The organism is Streptomyces sp. NPDC017979 (genome assembly GCF_044328175.1).
Taxonomy (GTDB): domain Bacteria; phylum Actinomycetota; class Actinomycetes; order Streptomycetales; family Streptomycetaceae; genus Streptomyces.
Genome location: NZ_JBIRGU010000002.1, coordinates 85,749 through 100,394, shown reverse-complemented (window position 1 = coordinate 100,394; position 14,646 = coordinate 85,749). Strand labels below are relative to the sequence as shown.

At 71.3% G+C, this 14,646-nt stretch carries 14 protein-coding genes and 2 pseudogenes; 9 read left to right on the top strand and 7 right to left on the bottom strand.

Going from position 1 to position 14,646, the window contains the following annotated elements; all coding sequences use genetic code 11:
- Nucleotides 1-224: 224 nt before the first annotated feature.
- The gene (locus tag ACH4E8_RS06350) at nucleotides 225-707 is read right to left on the bottom strand and encodes a CarD family transcriptional regulator (protein WP_003953493.1); all 483 of its coding nucleotides are present in this window, start codon (nucleotides 705-707) and stop codon (nucleotides 225-227) included.
- Between the two features lie 839 nt (nucleotides 708-1,546).
- Here ACH4E8_RS06350 and ACH4E8_RS06345 point away from each other — a divergent pair.
- Nucleotides 1,547-2,242: a hypothetical protein gene (locus ACH4E8_RS06345; protein ID WP_398444932.1), complete on the top strand. Its 696-nt coding sequence runs from the start codon at nucleotides 1,547-1,549 to the stop codon at nucleotides 2,240-2,242.
- 183 nt (nucleotides 2,243-2,425) lie between these two features.
- Here the strand turns inward: ACH4E8_RS06345 and ACH4E8_RS06340 are convergent, their stop codons facing one another.
- Together ACH4E8_RS06340 and ACH4E8_RS06335 are read right to left on the bottom strand one after the other, a co-directional pair.
- Complete coding sequence (locus ACH4E8_RS06340) at nucleotides 2,426-3,106, bottom strand: response regulator transcription factor (RefSeq protein WP_017945954.1); 681 nt, start codon at nucleotides 3,104-3,106, stop codon at nucleotides 2,426-2,428.
- Entirely contained in the window at nucleotides 3,103-4,392 is a 1,290-nt protein-coding gene (locus ACH4E8_RS06335; protein ID WP_398444930.1) for a sensor histidine kinase, read from the bottom strand. The genes ACH4E8_RS06340 and ACH4E8_RS06335 overlap by 4 nt, the downstream gene beginning before the upstream one ends.
- 196 nt (nucleotides 4,393-4,588) lie before the next feature.
- On the opposite strand from ACH4E8_RS06335, the gene phoU reads away from it, so the two are divergent.
- The gene (gene phoU / locus ACH4E8_RS06330; RefSeq protein WP_398444928.1) at nucleotides 4,589-5,266 is read left to right on the top strand and encodes a phosphate signaling complex protein PhoU; all 678 of its coding nucleotides are present in this window, start codon (nucleotides 4,589-4,591) and stop codon (nucleotides 5,264-5,266) included.
- A 200-nt stretch (nucleotides 5,267-5,466) separates the two neighbouring features.
- A complete protein-coding gene (locus ACH4E8_RS06325; protein WP_398444926.1) occupies nucleotides 5,467-5,628 on the top strand; it encodes a hypothetical protein in 162 nt (53 codons plus the stop codon).
- Between the two features lie 107 nt (nucleotides 5,629-5,735).
- Here the strand turns inward: ACH4E8_RS06325 and ACH4E8_RS06320 are convergent, their stop codons facing one another.
- The gene (locus ACH4E8_RS06320) at nucleotides 5,736-7,133 is read right to left on the bottom strand and encodes an MDR family MFS transporter (RefSeq protein ID WP_398444924.1); all 1,398 of its coding nucleotides are present in this window, start codon (nucleotides 7,131-7,133) and stop codon (nucleotides 5,736-5,738) included.
- Between the two features lie 160 nt (nucleotides 7,134-7,293).
- On the opposite strand from ACH4E8_RS06320, the gene ACH4E8_RS06315 reads away from it, so the two are divergent.
- The 5 genes and pseudogenes from ACH4E8_RS06315 to ACH4E8_RS06295 all read left to right on the top strand — a co-directional run bounded on the left by ACH4E8_RS06315 (nucleotide 7,294) and on the right by ACH4E8_RS06295 (nucleotide 10,813).
- A complete protein-coding gene (locus ACH4E8_RS06315; protein WP_398444922.1) occupies nucleotides 7,294-8,055 on the top strand; it encodes a phosphoglyceromutase in 762 nt (253 codons plus the stop codon).
- Nucleotides 8,056-8,286: 231 nt separating this feature from the next.
- A pseudogene (locus tag ACH4E8_RS06310) lies at nucleotides 8,287-8,445 on the top strand (MFS transporter); the annotation flags it as partial.
- 221 nt (nucleotides 8,446-8,666) lie between these two features.
- Nucleotides 8,667-9,542, top strand: a complete 876-nt coding sequence (locus ACH4E8_RS06305) for a hypothetical protein (protein WP_398444921.1) — start codon at nucleotides 8,667-8,669, stop codon at nucleotides 9,540-9,542.
- 109 nt (nucleotides 9,543-9,651) lie between these two features.
- Nucleotides 9,652-10,074: a hypothetical protein gene (locus tag ACH4E8_RS06300; protein ID WP_398444919.1), complete on the top strand. Its 423-nt coding sequence runs from the start codon at nucleotides 9,652-9,654 to the stop codon at nucleotides 10,072-10,074.
- A gap of 337 nt (nucleotides 10,075-10,411) precedes the next feature.
- Nucleotides 10,412-10,813, top strand: a complete 402-nt coding sequence (locus ACH4E8_RS06295; protein WP_398444917.1) for a hypothetical protein — start codon at nucleotides 10,412-10,414, stop codon at nucleotides 10,811-10,813.
- A gap of 56 nt (nucleotides 10,814-10,869) precedes the next feature.
- Here ACH4E8_RS06295 and ACH4E8_RS06290 read toward each other — a convergent pair.
- The 3 genes and pseudogenes from ACH4E8_RS06290 to mshA form a co-directional block, all read right to left on the bottom strand.
- A pseudogene (locus tag ACH4E8_RS06290) lies at nucleotides 10,870-11,131 on the bottom strand (hypothetical protein); the annotation flags it as partial.
- A 335-nt stretch (nucleotides 11,132-11,466) separates the two neighbouring features.
- Nucleotides 11,467-11,967: a YbjN domain-containing protein gene (locus ACH4E8_RS06285; RefSeq protein WP_398444916.1), complete on the bottom strand. Its 501-nt coding sequence runs from the start codon at nucleotides 11,965-11,967 to the stop codon at nucleotides 11,467-11,469.
- Nucleotides 11,960-13,351, bottom strand: coding sequence for a D-inositol-3-phosphate glycosyltransferase (gene mshA, locus ACH4E8_RS06280; RefSeq protein WP_398444914.1), 1,392 nt, complete (start codon nucleotides 13,349-13,351; stop codon nucleotides 11,960-11,962). The genes ACH4E8_RS06285 and mshA overlap by 8 nt, the downstream gene beginning before the upstream one ends.
- Nucleotides 13,352-13,745: 394 nt before the next feature.
- Between mshA and ACH4E8_RS06275 the strand changes: the two genes are divergently transcribed.
- Nucleotides 13,746-14,561: a class I SAM-dependent methyltransferase gene (locus ACH4E8_RS06275; RefSeq protein ID WP_398444912.1), complete on the top strand. Its 816-nt coding sequence runs from the start codon at nucleotides 13,746-13,748 to the stop codon at nucleotides 14,559-14,561.
- Nucleotides 14,562-14,646: the final 85 nt, after the last annotated feature.

Sequence of the window (14,646 nt, the reverse complement as noted above, 5' to 3'; positions counted from 1 at the left end):
AACGGGCACCGCGGCAGTTGTGCGTGCGGCCTGCTGTCCGCTTCCGTAGGACCTTCCGGATTCCGGACGACCTGACGGCCCGACGGCTTCTGGAAGAGCCGGAGGGCTGGAAGGACGAAGGTCGGGGAGATCATCGGGACCGGTCGAACCGATGGAGCCGATTCGGCCAGATCGAACCCCGGATCGGGATGGGGGAGGTCAGCGGATCGGGCAGCGCGGGCGCGTCAGGACGCGAGGACTTCGTCGAGCAGCGCCTCGGCCTTGTCTTCGTTGGTGTTCTCCGCGAGGGCGAGTTCGCTCACCAGGATCTGGCGGGCCTTCGCGAGCATGCGCTTCTCACCCGCGGACAGTCCGCGCTCGCGCTCACGACGCCACAGGTCACGCACCACTTCGGCGACCTTGATGACATCGCCGGAGGCGAGCTTTTCGAGATTTGCCTTGTAGCGACGGGACCAGTTCGTCGGCTCTTCGGCATACGGTGCGCGGAGCACCTCGAAGACCCGGTCGAGCCCGTCCTGGCCGACCACGTCGCGTACGCCCACGAACTCCGCATTGTCCGCCGGTACGCGAACCGTCAGGTCGCCCTGGGCGACCTTGAGCACCAAGTAGGTCTTGTCCACGCCTTTGATCTGGCGAGTTTCGATGGCCTCGATCAGCGCGGCCCCGTGATGGGGATAGACCACGGTGTCGCCAACCTTGAACGTCATGTGACAGGTACCCCTTCCGTGGCTATCCAGGGTAACACGGATACGGCTTCTTCTGAATGGCGTTTTCGCAGGTCAGGGCATATCTCGGGGCTTGACAACAGCGCCGGGAACGTGCTGCGGACGGCTTGCGGAGCGGGGTATTCGCAGGTCGGAGCCGCTGTACGGACGGCCGGAAACCCACCCGTCGCACCAGGCGGGACGCCCTCCGAGGTGACTGAACGTCCCGATTTGCCTGGTTCTTGACGGTGAACTTCCCGTACTCCGTTCGGGCATCGGTCACCCGTACGGACGGACGTCCGGCGAGAATCCGGAATTGATCTTCGATTGGCTCGGTTTCGCCCCCGGTAATCAATGCGGATCTCGGGACGGATCTCCGGGAAATTGATCACCATTGATCACCGCCCTTATGTGAACGCCGCACGAAACGTCACTTCGAATCGAACGACGAAGAGGCGAACAGCCCCCGCCGGGCCGCGGAGCCCGACGCTCCCGGAGGCCGCGGCGGCTCCGTCCACCGGCGCCGAGTGGGCGCACCGCCCGCCGCGCGCGACTCCGCGGACGTGCCCTAAGCGCCCGTAAGGGGCGGGTCGGGTGCGAGCCCGGAGCAGGGGCTCTGTAATCTGAGGCCGACTGCCCTGGCCCGGCCGGTACTGCGAACTGACGCGGTCCCGGCCGCTATTGCGCCGGTGCGGTCACCGGCCCGGCACCAGCCGGGTCGCGCAGTACCGAGCAGGACCGTCCACCAGTCGGATCCGTACGTGCAAGGAGATGCCGCCGCCGTGAGCCTCCCCCTTACTCCGTCCGGGGGCGCTACTCGCCTTCGACGCGGTGCCCTCGCCGTGACCGCCGTCGCGCTGTCGCTCACCGCGCTCACCGCGTGTGGCGCCGGCAACAACGCGCAGACCCTCGGGGTCAGGCCGGACAACGCGGCGGCGACCGTCGACAGCATCAGCGTCCAGAACGCCACCGTGATCACCCAGCCGAAGGCCGGGGAGTCCGGGCCCGCGGCCGTCTCCGCGACGATCTTCAACAAGGGTCAGGAAGACCAGACCCTGGACTCGATCACCCTGTCGGACGGCGCCGGCACCGTGAAGCTCACGGCCGCCAACGGCTCCGGCCCGGTCACCGTGCCCGCGCTGGGCTCGGTGATCATCGGCGGCAAGGGCAACGCGTCCGCGGTCATCGACAACGGCGACGCGCTGACGAAGAAGATCGGCGGCGTCCAGAACGTCGTCTTCAAGCTGAGCAAGACCGGCGACGTCACGCTGGAGTCGTTCGTCGTGCCGGCGAACGCCGAGTACGCGAAGTTCGGCCCGAGCGGTCAGCCGCCGGCCCCGGCCGCCCCGAAGCCGTCCGGCGAGCCCGGCGGCGAGGGCGAGGCCGCGGACCCGGCGAAGAAGGACGAGCAGAAGTCGCAGGACCAGTCGGGTCAGCCCGACGGTCAGGACGGCGCTCCGGCCGGGAACGAGAACGGCACGGGCGAGAACCAGGGCGGCACCGAGGGCGGCACCGGGTCCGAGACCCCCGCGGGCTGAGCGGGCCGTACGCCTTCCCGTACGACCGGCCGTGTGGCTTTCCCGTCCGACGGGTCCCCTGCGGCCGGCCCGTACGACCCTCCTGTACGACGCGACGAGGGCGCCCCACCGGATGACCGGTGGGGCGCCCTCGTCGTTGCGCGCGTACGACCGCGACAGCGACAGCGGCTTACGGCTTACGGCTTACGGCTCGAACTTGTAGCCCAGGCCCCGGACCGTGACCAGGTAGCGCGGGGCGCCCGGGTCCGGCTCGATCTTGGCGCGCAGCCGCTTGACGTGCACGTCCAGGGTCTTGGTGTCCCCGACGTAGTCCGCGCCCCAGACCCGGTCGATGAGCTGCATCCGGGTCAGCACCCGGCCCGCGTTGCGCAGCAGCATCTCTAGCAGGTCGAACTCCTTCAGCGGCAGGTCGACCTTGCCGCCGGAGACGGTGACCACGTGCCGGTCGACGTCCATCCGCACCGGACCGGCCTCCAACGCCGCCGGTGCGACCTCCTCCGGCTCGCCGCGGCGGCGCAGCACCGCGCGGATCCGGGCGACCAGCTCCCGGGAGGAGAAGGGCTTGGTGACGTAGTCGTCGGCCCCTATCTCCAGGCCCACGACCTTGTCGATCTCGCTGTCCTTCGCGGTCACCATGATCACGGGGACGTTCGAGCGGCCGCGGAGCTGGCGACAGACCTCCGTGCCGGGGAGTCCGGGCAGCATCAGGTCGAGGAGGACGAGGTCGGCGCCGTTGCGCTCGAACTCGTCGAGTCCTTCGGGTCCGGTGGTCGCCACGGCGACCTCGAAACCCTCTTTTCGGAGCATGTAGGACAGGGCGTCGCTGAATGATTCCTCATCCTCGACGACGAGCACTCGGGTCACGGAAGGACCTCCGGGGCTGGGATCTCGGTGTTCGGATCGGTTGGGGTGGGCCGGTCGTCGACGTCGTCCAAGTCGGCGGCGAGATCCGGGCCGGTGGGTGGGCCGGCGGTCGTGCCGGTGGGGGATCGGTCCCGCGTGGCGCCCGCTTCCGGGAGCCGCAGGGTGAACGTGGAGCCCTGACCCTCGGAGCTCCACACCGTGACCTCCCCGCCGTGCGAGGCGGCCACGTGCTTGACGATCGCCAGGCCGAGGCCGGTGCCCCCGGTGGCGCGCGAGCGGGCGGGGTCGACGCGGTAGAAGCGTTCGAAGACCCGTTCGCGGTCCTTCTCCGAGATGCCGATGCCCTGGTCGGTGACGGCGATCTCGATCATGCTGCCGCCCTGCGCGGGGACGCGGCGGGCGGAGATGCCGACCCGGGTGCGGGCCGGCGAGTAGTTGACGGCGTTCTCGACGAGGTTGCCGAGGGCGGCGGCGAGCTGGCCCCGGTGTCCCCAGATGTACAGCCCGGCGGTGCCGCCGGAGGCCATGGTGATGTTCTTGGCGGTGGCGGGCTGCCGCGAGCGGTCGATCGCCTCGGCGACCAGTTCGTCCACCCGGACCGGCTCCGGGTCCTGGAGGGGGTGGTCGTACTGGACGCGCGAGAGGTCGATCAGCTCCTGGACGAGGTTGCTCAGCCGCATCGCCTCGATCTGCATCCGCCCCGCGAAGCGGGAGACCGCCTCGGGGTCGTCGGAGGCGTCCATGACCGCTTCGGAGAGCAGCGAGAGCGCCCCGACGGGGGTCTTCAGCTCGTGGCTGACGTTGGCGACGAAGTCCCGGCGGATGGCTTCGATGCGACGGGCCTCGGTGAGGTCCTCGACGAGCAGCAGGACGAGGCGGGAGCCGAGCGGGGCGACGCGGGCGGAGACCGCGAGGGCCTCGCCGCGGCCGGCGCCCCGGCGCGGCAGGTCCAGCTCGACCTGTCGTATCTCGCCGTCTCGGCGGGTGTCGCGGGCCATCTGGAGCATGGCGTCGACCGTCAGTTTTCCGCCACGTACCAGTCCCAGCGCGTACGCCGCCGAGCTCGCCTTGACCACCGCGTCGGCCTCGTCGAGGACGACCGCCGACGAGCGCAGCACGGAGAGCACCGTGTCCACTCCGGGCGGCAGCACGGCGTCGGTGTGCAGCGAAGACCTGGTGGGCCTGCGTTGCTCGCGTTCGCTCCAGCGGAACGCGAGCACGGCGAAGACACCGGTCAGCAGACCGGCGATCGCCGCCGCTGCGGCGACCGCCGCGTTCACGTCCATGCATCCAGATTAGGCACGGTCCGGTCGGTGGTCCCCGTCGATCGCCTTTCCGCCGGCACTCGTCGCCCAGAGTTCACCGAGGGGACGGGGTCGGTTCATTTGGGATGGCGGGGCGCGACGCCTTCGCCGCGGAACGTGGGAGCGTGGGGGTCCGAGAGCCCCACCCGGACCCCGTTCACTGTAGAGAGGGAACTCCATGCGGGACGCGTACCACGAGGAACTGGATTCGATCGGCGAGGGCCTGGTCGACATGGCCAGACTGGTCGGATCGGCGATAGGGCGCGCCACGACGGCGATGCTCGACGCGGATCTGAAGCTGGCCGAGAGCGTGATCGCCGCCGACCAGAAGGTCGACGACCTCCAGCACGACCTGGAGGCGCGGGCCATCGCCCTGCTGGCGCGGCAGCAGCCGGTCGCGACCGATCTGCGGATCGTGGTGACCTCGCTGCGGATGAGCGCGGACCTGGAGCGCTCGGGCGACCTGGCGCAGCACGTGGCGAAGCTGGCGCGGCTGCGGTTCCCCCAGTCGCCGGTGCCGCGCGACCTCCAGGCCACGATCCTGGAGATGGGCCAGCTCGCGCAGCGCCTGATGGCGAAGGCGGGCGAGGTGATCATCACCAAGGACGTCGACCTGGCGCTCCAGTTGGAGACGGACGACGACGAGATGGACCTGCTGCACCGCACGCTCTTCCAGCACCTGATGGACGACCGGTGGAAGCACGGCATCGAGACGGCGGTGGACGTGACGCTGCTGGGCCGCTACTACGAGCGGTTCGCCGACCACGCGGTGTCGGTGGCGAAGCGCGTGGTGTACCTGGTGACGGGTGAGCACGCGGACGAGATGCAGCCGGCGACGCCGGTGGAGGGGGCGTAGGGGCCCGATGGGACCCCAGGGGACCGTGTTGCTCCGGCCCCCGGCGCGCGAATCGGACACGGTCGGTGCGAGTGCCTCGACGCGCTGTTGATGCGCCGGCCGCGGTGGGCGTGGAATTGGCCAAGGGGCGGTAGGCGGCGCACATCGTGCGCGGGCACGCCCCCGGTTCGCCGACGAGGTCTGCCGATGAGGAGGAACACATGGCTGAGTCCCCCGCTCCGGAACCCCAGCAGGAACGATTCATCGAAGTGACCGCCGACGCCCGCCGACTGCCGTTGCTCGGCGCGTGCGGCTGCGGCTCGGGCTGCGGCTGCGGCTGCCAGTCGGGGTCGCCGTGCCAGTGCGGCGGCGGCTGCGGCTGAGTGCGGGGCGCGCGCTTCGGGCGTGCGCGTACGGGGAGGGCCCGCCGGTCAGGGGACCGGCGGGCCCTTCGTCGTGCGTTGTGCGTCGGCGTGCGTCGGTGTGCGCCTCAGGCCGTCGACTTCTGCTGTATGACGGCGTCGGTGGGCTGCGGTTCCACGGCGGCCGGGACGGGAGCCGCCAGCACGGGGGCCGGTACGGTGGCCGGCACGGGCTCGTCCTTGCTACGTCCGGGGTCGTCCTTGCCGCGTGCAGGGTCGTCCTTGCCGCGTACGGGCTCGGCTGCCGGCAGGTTCCGCATCAGCAGCCAGTACCCCAGCCCCGCGACGGTCCCCAGCACGGCACACGTCGCCCACAGCCACTGCTCCCCCAGCCGGTCGATCATCGTGCCGGCCATCAGGGGTGCGATCAGGGTGGCGACGGGCCAGGTCACGCTGAACACGCCCTGGTAGCGCCCGCGGCCGTGCACCGGCGACAGCCGCACCACCAGCCCGGTCTGGGTGGGCGCGTTCACGATCTCCGCGAGCGTCCAGATGAGGACGGTCAGCGCGTAGAAGCCGATCGAGCCGGCGAAGGCGGTGAGCCCGAAGCCGTACCCGACGAGCAGGGAGGAGACGACCAGCAGCCGGCGCGGGTCGCGGTGCTCGATCAGGTGCGTGATGGGGATCTGGAGGACGACGATCAGCAGCCCGTTGAGCGCCATCACCAGGCCGAAGTCCGCGGGGGACATCCCGTCGGCGCCCATGGCGAGCGGCACTCCGGTGTGCCCCTGCATGAAGACCAGCGCGATCAGGAACGACAGTCCGACGACGCCCATGAAGCGCCCGTCGCGCAGCACGGTCCGCAGGCTGACCTCGGCGTCCGCCGCCGCGCCCGCGCCGTCGTCGGCCGTCAGCTCCGGCCGGGACTCCGGCAGCTTGATGAAGATCAGGATCGCGCAGGCCATCGTCATCACGGCCTCGCCCAGGAAGCCGATGAGGTAGCTGTACTCGGCGATGAAGCCGGCCGCGACGGCGGAGATCGCGAAGCCGAGGTTGATGGCCCAGTAGTTGAGGGCGAAGGCGCGGACGCGGTCCTCGGGCGGCACGATGTCCGCCATCATCGCCTGCACGGCGGGCCGGGACGCGGTGGTCGCCGCGCCCACGACGCACGCGACGGCGGCGATCGCGACCGGGTGCTGCACGAAGCCGAGCACCGCGACGGAGACCGCGGTCGACGACTGCGCGATGAGCAGGGTGGGGCGGCGGCCGAGCCGGTCGGCCATCACGCCGCCGGCGAGGGAGGAGACGATGCCGCCGAGTCCGTAGAGGGAGACGACGAGACCGGCGTACGCGGCGGAGTGCCCCTTCTCGTTCGTCAGGTACAGCACCAGGAACGTGGAGACGAACGCCCCGAGCCGGTTCACCAGCGTGCTCGCCCACAGCCACCAGAAGTCCCGGGGCATCCCCGAGACGCCCGCCCGCACGGCCCGTCTGACCGCCGCGGTGCGCCCTCCGACTACGGACATCCGTCCCCCCACCCGTGTAAGTGTCGCTTTACAGCTCTGCACATTACATACGCGGCGGGTCGCCGACCAGTCATTTGACGGCTCCCGTCAAACGTCCGGGCCTCCGCCGTGGCACGTCCCGGAGGGCAGGCGCGGCACGGGGTCCATTACGCTCGTACGCATGGCCGACGCACCGTACAAGCTGATCCTCCTCCGCCACGGCGAGAGCGAGTGGAACGCGAAGAACCTGTTCACCGGCTGGGTGGACGTCAACCTCACCGAGAAGGGCGAGAAGGAGGCGGTCCGCGGCGGTGAGCTGCTGAAGGACGCGGGGCTGCTGCCCGACGTGCTCCACACCTCCCTCCAGAAGCGCGCGATCCGCACCGCCCAGCTCGCCCTGGAGTCCGCGGACCGCCACTGGATCCCGGTCCACCGCTCCTGGCGCCTGAACGAGCGCCACTACGGTGCGCTCCAGGGCAAGGACAAGGCTCAGACGCTGGCGGAGTTCGGCGAGGAGCAGTTCATGCTCTGGCGCCGCTCGTACGACACCCCCCCGCCGCCGCTTGAGGACGGCACCGAGTTCTCCCAGAGCGACGACCCGCGCTACGCCACGATCCCCTCCGAGGCACGCCCGCGCACCGAGTGCCTGAAGGACGTCGTCGACCGGATGCTGCCGTACTGGTACGACGGCATCGTCCCGGACCTCCTCGCCGGCCGCACGGTCCTGATCGCCGCCCACGGCAACTCGCTCCGCGCGCTGGTCAAGCACCTCGACGGCATCTCCGACGCGGACATCGCGGGCCTGAACATCCCCACCGGCATCCCGCTGGCGTACGAACTCGACGCGGACTTCAAGCCCGTGAACCCGGGCGGCACGTACCTCGACCCGACTGCTGCGGCGGCGGCGATCGAGGCCGTGAAGAACCAGGGCAAGAAGAAGTAGCTTCGCCCTTGGCCCCCTACCTGCGGTTTCCCTGCGGGTGGGGGGCTTGTTGGTCCCCCTGGGCGGGGACGGGCTGCGTCGGGAACGATGGCGAGGCCGCTCGGTCCTTCCCCGACGAGGGGTGGCCGAGTGCCGCGTCGGGAAGCGTTGGCCCCGCGTGTGCGGGGGTGTTCCCGCCGTTCGCGAACTCCGAAAGGACTCCAAGTGGTCGGCCCCGCGCCTGCGGGGGTACTCCTCTACGCACGGCACCCGGCCGCGGGCAGCAGGCTGATCGGCGGATACGTGGTCCGCTACGCGATCGGCGCCATCGCCTGGCCCTACACAGTGGCCGGTTGGGGCGCCGTGTGCGCACTGGGTGCCGCGTTCAGCCGGCTCGGGTTCGCCCTGTGAGCACGCCGGGGTTCCAAGTCGCCCTCGTGGCTCTCAAAGCTTGCCCTCGTGACTCTCGCGCACCACGGGGCTCGCTCCTGACGATGTGACGCGAAGCCACCTCATGGAGGGAAGCAGCCTTGCGCACGCACGAAGAGCAGACCAGCAAGGACCATGCGGGGCTGAACGCACGTCACAGCGCGAAACCTCAGCCGGCGCACGTCGGCGCGGCCGGAGCCCTGATGGCCCTGCAGCGTGCGGCAGGCAACGCCGCCGTGGCCCGGGCCGTCGAAGAGCAGCGACACGAGCACGGTACGGGCTGCGGCCACGACCACCAGCCGGTGCAGCGGGCACCGCAGGGGAGCGAAACGACCGGCTCCGTCCAGCGGATCACCGACGAGAGCCTGGTGAACGACGTCCTGCACCCGATGCGCACCCGCCCCCGAAGCGGGCCGGGCTCCATCATGCGCGGCGCTGAGGACGATCGACTCGCCCTGCCGCCGGAGATCCTGCTCAAGCTCCGGGAGCTCTCCGAGGGCGAGCAACGGGTGGAGGGCAGCGTCGACCTCGGCACACCGGGCCGACGGCCGTCCCCCTTGGGCGGCGAAGGCGAAAGCGTCAACTCCCGGCACGAGGCGCGGTTCAACGTCGGCAAGCGGGACAAAAAGGCGGTCCACTACATCCGCTTTGTGAAGGCGGCGAAGATCAACCAGGGTCACAAGGACGGCGAAGTCACCCTGACCTGGACCCGGCCCGGCTATGTGAGCTGGGTGTCGCCCAAGCCCCACGCGGTGGCGCTCAGCGCCCCCAACGACCGCGGTGACGCCGACCGCGCAGCCCTCAACGCCGTCGTCGGCGCCGGTTTCGCCCAGGCGCAGTGGTCGTACGACGGTCCCAGCAAAGAGTTCCAGGACCAGGAGAAGCGGCTTCCGGACGGGTCGCTGGAACTGCTCAACGTGGACACGCCAGGGCTCCTCGACGACACGCGGCAGTACCCGATCCTCCAGAAGTTCGAGTTCTACGGGGTGCTGTACTCCCCGCAGGAGGGCGTGCTCCACGTCAACCACTACGAGGACACCCTCTCAGCGCTCAGCAAGACCCATCCGGTGACCCGCTGACCGCGGCGCCAGCACCCGCCCATGAGTAGCCGTACTCAGGCGCCGGCACCGGCCGCGCCCAATACTGAGCGGGACATGACGGTTGCTGGGAGGGGTAGATGTGGCGAGCGTGAGCAAGAGCGTCGCAGTCAAAAGCGTCTCAGTAGCGGCACTCGCGGCCTTCGCCGTGGTCGGTGCCGGGATCGGGCCGGCCGCGGCAGCGGGGGCGCAAGAACTGCTGCCGCACCCGGGTCCGGACGGCCTGGTCTGGGTGGAGGAGCGCACCGGGGACGGTGGCGTCGCCTCCGGTGGCGCATCACACAGACTGGCGACGGTGCTGACCGTGGCGTGTGAGGGCGGCGGGCAGGTCGCGGTGACGATGTCGCAGCAGACCCAGGTCGCCGGCTTCACGGTGGACTGCCCCGCGGGTCGTACCGGGGTGGGCTCGGTCACCCTGGACGCCGGCGTGGTGCGGCAGGGGTCCTTCACGATCGGCGTCGACGCGTCCACGGACAGCGTCCGCTGGGCCTTGACGGTCACTCAACCCGAGTAGCGACCCAGGGGCCCACGGCGGCGGCTGGTGATCGCGCAGGGCCTCAAGTCTGCGCGATCACATCCCGGGGGCCACCGCGGCGTGGGCACGCGGGTGCGGGGTTGTTCCGTGGCTCACCGAGGTCGGCACGGTCTTCCTCATGTTGGCCCCGCAGATGCGGGGGTGTTCCCGGCACACCTTCCGCGAACCGCAGGGACGCGGCATCCCCGCGAACCGCAGGGACGCGGCGTCGACCCCGCGCCTGGGAGGCGGCATTCCGCTCAGAGGTGGACCCTCGGGCTGAGAACCGCGTTGACAGCCGTAGGCGGGGTACTGCCACTGCATGGGGGAATCCGCTGTGTCCACTGCGTTCCGGCTCACCTTCACCGACTACCGCCAGGACCCGCACGACAGCGATGTCCTTCGGCGCGCAGTCACGGTGCATGCCGATCGACTCACGTTTGATGACGGCCACGTGCTCCTCTGGCTCGGCGGGAGCCTGGTGGGCCAGTTCCCGGTGGACGGCGTCGAGTGCGTCTGTCCTCAAGGGGACTCCGGGAGGAGGAAGGAGTCCGCCGAGGAGCTGCGGGCGAGGTATCCGCAGATGGGGCAGCCGTGGTCGGCCGAGGACGACGCGAGGCTTGTCGAGTTGTACCGGCAAGGGGAGCGCGATGTCGCCGTGCTCGGGGAGCGGTTTGGGCGCAGGTCTGGGGGCATTCGGTCGCGGTTGGTCAAGCTCGGGCTGGTGGAGGTGGGCTGACCAGGTGTTTCACCCCCTCTCCGGGGGCTCAAGGTCCGCCCGGAGAAGGGGAGGTGTCACAGCGCCCGTTGGGCCTGGTGGAGGTTGCGGGGGTGGATCGCGTCGGGGGTGCCGCAGGACTCCAGGCGGGTGTGGAGGGGGCGTCGATCTGGTCGAACTCGCGGACGCGGGAGAGACGGTGATCTCGGTGCGGACGTTGGCGAAGGGCATGCCGCGGTGGGGGTCAGAGGTGCCCGTTCCCATCAGGCCGCGGGACCAGACGTCGTGGCTGGACAGGCCCTCCACGTTGATGCCGTGGAGTTGGGTGCCGGGCGGGGACGCGGCGGGCGCCGCGGCTGCCGGCCCGGCCGATGTAAGGGATCTGGGGGGGTGGTCGTAGGGGTTGCGCTGGAACTCCCGCCACAGGGGGGACTCCTGGTGCGCGAGAGCGGCGGCCGGCCCTGCGCCCGTGGCCGCCGCAGCCGCTACGGCCGTCGCCGCGCCGCGGACCGTACGTCTACCGATGCCCGGGGGGGGTGCCGGGGGTGGTGTCCATGAGCCCGCCCGCCCTTCCGTCTTTCCACGGATGTGAACGCAGTTCATGTTGACGTCAGTCGTGAGCATGCCACCACAGCCACTGACGCGGAAGGGGTCACGGGAAGGGGTCTGTGTCGTCAGGGACGTTCGGTCAGGTGGGTGAACGCGTCGAGGTTGCGCGTCGACTCACCGCGCGACACCCGCCACTCGTACTCCTTGCGGATCGCACTGGCGAAGCCGAGCTCCAGCAGGGTGTTGAACGCCCCGTCCGACGCCTCCAGGACCGACCCGAGCAGCCGGTCCAGTTCCTCCGGCGTGATCACGGCCAGCGGCAGCCGGCCGGTGAGGTAGACGTCGCCGAGCGGGTCGATCGCGTAACTCACCCCGTACAGCTTCAGGTTCCGCTCCAGCAGCCAGCGGTGCACGGCGGCGGCGTTCTCGTCGGGGTGGCGGATCACGAAGGCGTTCACGGAGAGGGAGTGCTCGCCGATGCGCAGCGCGACCGTGGTGGCGAGCTTGCGGGTGCCCGGGAGCGTCACGACGTACGAGCCGGGCTCCGGGCTCTCCCACTCCAGGTCGGCGCCGCGCAGCGTCTGTTCGATGACGGCGGCGGGGGTGGGCTCGCGTACGTCAGACATGGTGCGAGCGTACCCGTCGGCGGTGATCGGCCATGGCCGACGCGTACACGTCCGCCGTGGCCGCCGCGGACGCGTCCCAGCCGAAGGATTCGGCGTGCCGGGCCGCCGCGGCGCCCATCCGGGCGGCCAGCGCGGGATCGTCCAGCAGCCGCTGGAGCGCGTCCGCGTAGTCGGCGGGGTCGTGGCCCTGGACCAGGTAGCCGGTGCGGTCGTGCTGGACGGCCACGGGCAGTCCGCCGACGGCCGCGGCCACCACCGGGGTGCCGGTGGCCTGCGCCTCGATGGCGACGAGGCCGAAGGATTCGCTGTACGAGGGCATGACGAGCACCGACGCGGCGCGGAACCAGTCGGCGAGCAGGTCCTGACCGACGGGCGGGTGGAAGTGGACGACGTCGGCGAGGCCGAGGCAGGACGCCAGCTTCTGCAACCCTTCGGGCTTGGCGAGTCCGCTGCCGCTGGGGCCGCCGACGACGGGGACGTACAGCCGCGAGCGGAGGGCGGGGGCGCGCTCCAGCAGGATCGCCACGGCGCGCAGGAGGACGTCGGGGGCCTTGAGGGGCTGGATGCGGCCGGCGAAGAGGGGGACGAAGGCGTCACGGGGGACGCCGAGGCGGTCGCGGGCTGCGACGGCGTCGGCGACGGCGGACGCCGGTCCGTCGGCCGTCGCGGCGGTGCCGGTCGATGCGGCGGCCGTGGGGCGGAACCGGTCCAGGTTCACCCCCGGGTAGACGACGGCGACCTTGTCCGGATCGGCGTCGTAGAAGCGGACCAACTCCCCCGCTTCCTCGCGCGTGTTCGCGATCAGCCGGTCGGCGGCGTTCACGATCTGGGTCTCGCCGATGACCCGCGACGACGGCTCGGGCGTGTCTCCCTCGGCGAGCGCGGCGTTCTTCACCTTCGCCATGGTGTGCATCGCGTGCACGAGGGGGACGCGCCAACGCTCGGCGGCGAGCCAGCCGACGTGGCCCGAGAGCCAGTAGTGGGAGTGGACGAGGTCGTAGTGGCCGGGGCGCTGACGGGCCCACGCCCGCATCACGCCGTGCGTGAAGGCGCAGAGCTGGCCGGGCAGGTCCTCCTTGGCGAGCCCTTCGTACGGGCCGGCGTCCACGTGGCGCACGAGGACGCCCGGCGCCAGCTCGACGGAGTCGGGCAGTCCGCCGGCGGTGGCCCGGGTGAAGATCTCGACCTCGATGTTGATCGCCGCGAGCCGTTTGGCCAGCTCGACGATGTAGACGTTCATCCCGCCCGCGTCGCCGGTGCCGGGCTGGTGGAGCGGCGAGGTGTGGACGCTGAGCATGGCGACGCGGCGCGGTCTGCGGTGCGTGCCGGGCAGTCTGAGTCGTGGGGCCAGACCGGTGGAGATGCGGGAGACGTACTGGCTCACGCGAAGACCCTCCTCGTTCCGGGCATGGCGAACGGCGGACGCGCTCGGTCCTCCGCCACGGCACAACAGTGGATCGGGCCCCTCCATTTCCCCCCGCACGCCACTTTGCCAAATCGTGACCGGGCGGGCACGGTCGGGTACCGCCGCTTGGCGCCGAAGTCGCTGGTACGGGGGCTGCGAGGCACACGGGACCATGCGGGGCCGACGGGCGGGACGACGCCGGGTGGGGGCAATTCCAGCAGGCCGGGCGGGGCGGGGCGCGGAAGGCTCTGGCGGGCGGGACCGCTCCGGGCAGGGGCGGCACCGGCGGGCGGGACGGCTCCGGGCCGGGGCGGCACCGGCAGGCAGGACGACGCCGGGCCGGGGCGGCGCCGGGCGCGCTTACCCTCGATGCATGAGCTCCCGTCCCGTCGGCACCGCCACCCGCGGGACGACGAATCCGAACCGGCTGCGCCGGATGGACCGCTGGATCGCGGCCGTCCACGGGCGCGCGCTGCGCGCCGCCGCGCGCCCCCTGGCGGTGGACCTCGGATACGGCGCGGCGCCCTGGACCGCCGTCGAACTGCTGCGACGGCTGCGCGCCGGCGCCGATCCGCGCTGCGAGGTCGTCGGCATCGAGATCGACCCGGCGCGGGTCGTGGCGGCGGGCCCTTATGAAGAGGACGGGCTGACCTTCCGGCACGGCGGCTTCGAGGTGCCCGTCGACACGGCGCCGACGCTGATCCGGGCCGCGAACGTTTTGCGCCAGTACGAGGAGGACGAGGTCGCGGCCGTGTGGGCGCGGCTGTGCGGACGGCTCGCGCCGGACGGGCTGCTGGTCGAGGGGACGTGCGACGAGGTCGGGCGGCGGCACGTCTGGGTCGCGCTCGGGCCGCACGGCCCGCGCACGGTCACCTTCGCAACCCGGCTCGGCTCCCTGGACCGCCCCTCCGACCTGGCGGAACGCCTCCCGAAGGCGCTCATCCACCGCAATGTGCCGGGCGAGCCGGTGCACGCCTTCCTCCGGGACTTCGACCGCGCGTGGGCGTCCGCAGCGCCGTACGCCTCGCTGGGTGCGCGGCAGCGGTGGATCGCGGCGGTGCGGGAGTTGGCGCGGGACTGGCCGGTGGTGGACGACCGGCGGCGCTGGCGGCAGGGCGAGGTCACGGTGGCCTGGGCGGCGCTGGCGCCCGGGGAACTCGCGCCCAAGGGAGCCGACACCGGCGTTTGAGGCCCGGTGCGCCCCGTACGGCTCCGGCGTGCGCCCCTCACAAGAGTGAACGTACGTGCGATGGGAACGCGGAGTGCCAATCGTT

Bases quoted from the DNA above. Each gene is read 5' to 3' on its own strand.
- ACH4E8_RS06335 (WP_398444930.1), bottom strand. From the start codon at position 4,392: ATGGACGTGAACGCGGCGGTCGCCGCAGCGGCGGCGATCGCCGGTCTG.
- ACH4E8_RS06325 (WP_398444926.1), top strand. From the start codon at position 5,467: ATGGCTGAGTCCCCCGCTCCGGAACCCCAGCAGGAACGATTCATCGAA.
- ACH4E8_RS06350 (WP_003953493.1), bottom strand. From the start codon at position 707: ATGACGTTCAAGGTTGGCGACACCGTGGTCTATCCCCATCACGGGGCC.
- ACH4E8_RS06275 (WP_398444912.1), top strand. From the start codon at position 13,746: ATGAGCTCCCGTCCCGTCGGCACCGCCACCCGCGGGACGACGAATCCG.
- ACH4E8_RS06305 (WP_398444921.1), top strand. From the start codon at position 8,667: ATGGCCCTGCAGCGTGCGGCAGGCAACGCCGCCGTGGCCCGGGCCGTC.
- ACH4E8_RS06315 (WP_398444922.1), top strand. From the start codon at position 7,294: ATGGCCGACGCACCGTACAAGCTGATCCTCCTCCGCCACGGCGAGAGC.
- ACH4E8_RS06320 (WP_398444924.1), bottom strand. From the start codon at position 7,133: ATGTCCGTAGTCGGAGGGCGCACCGCGGCGGTCAGACGGGCCGTGCGG.
- ACH4E8_RS06285 (WP_398444916.1), bottom strand. From the start codon at position 11,967: ATGTCTGACGTACGCGAGCCCACCCCCGCCGCCGTCATCGAACAGACG.
- phoU (WP_398444928.1), top strand. From the start codon at position 4,589: ATGCGGGACGCGTACCACGAGGAACTGGATTCGATCGGCGAGGGCCTG.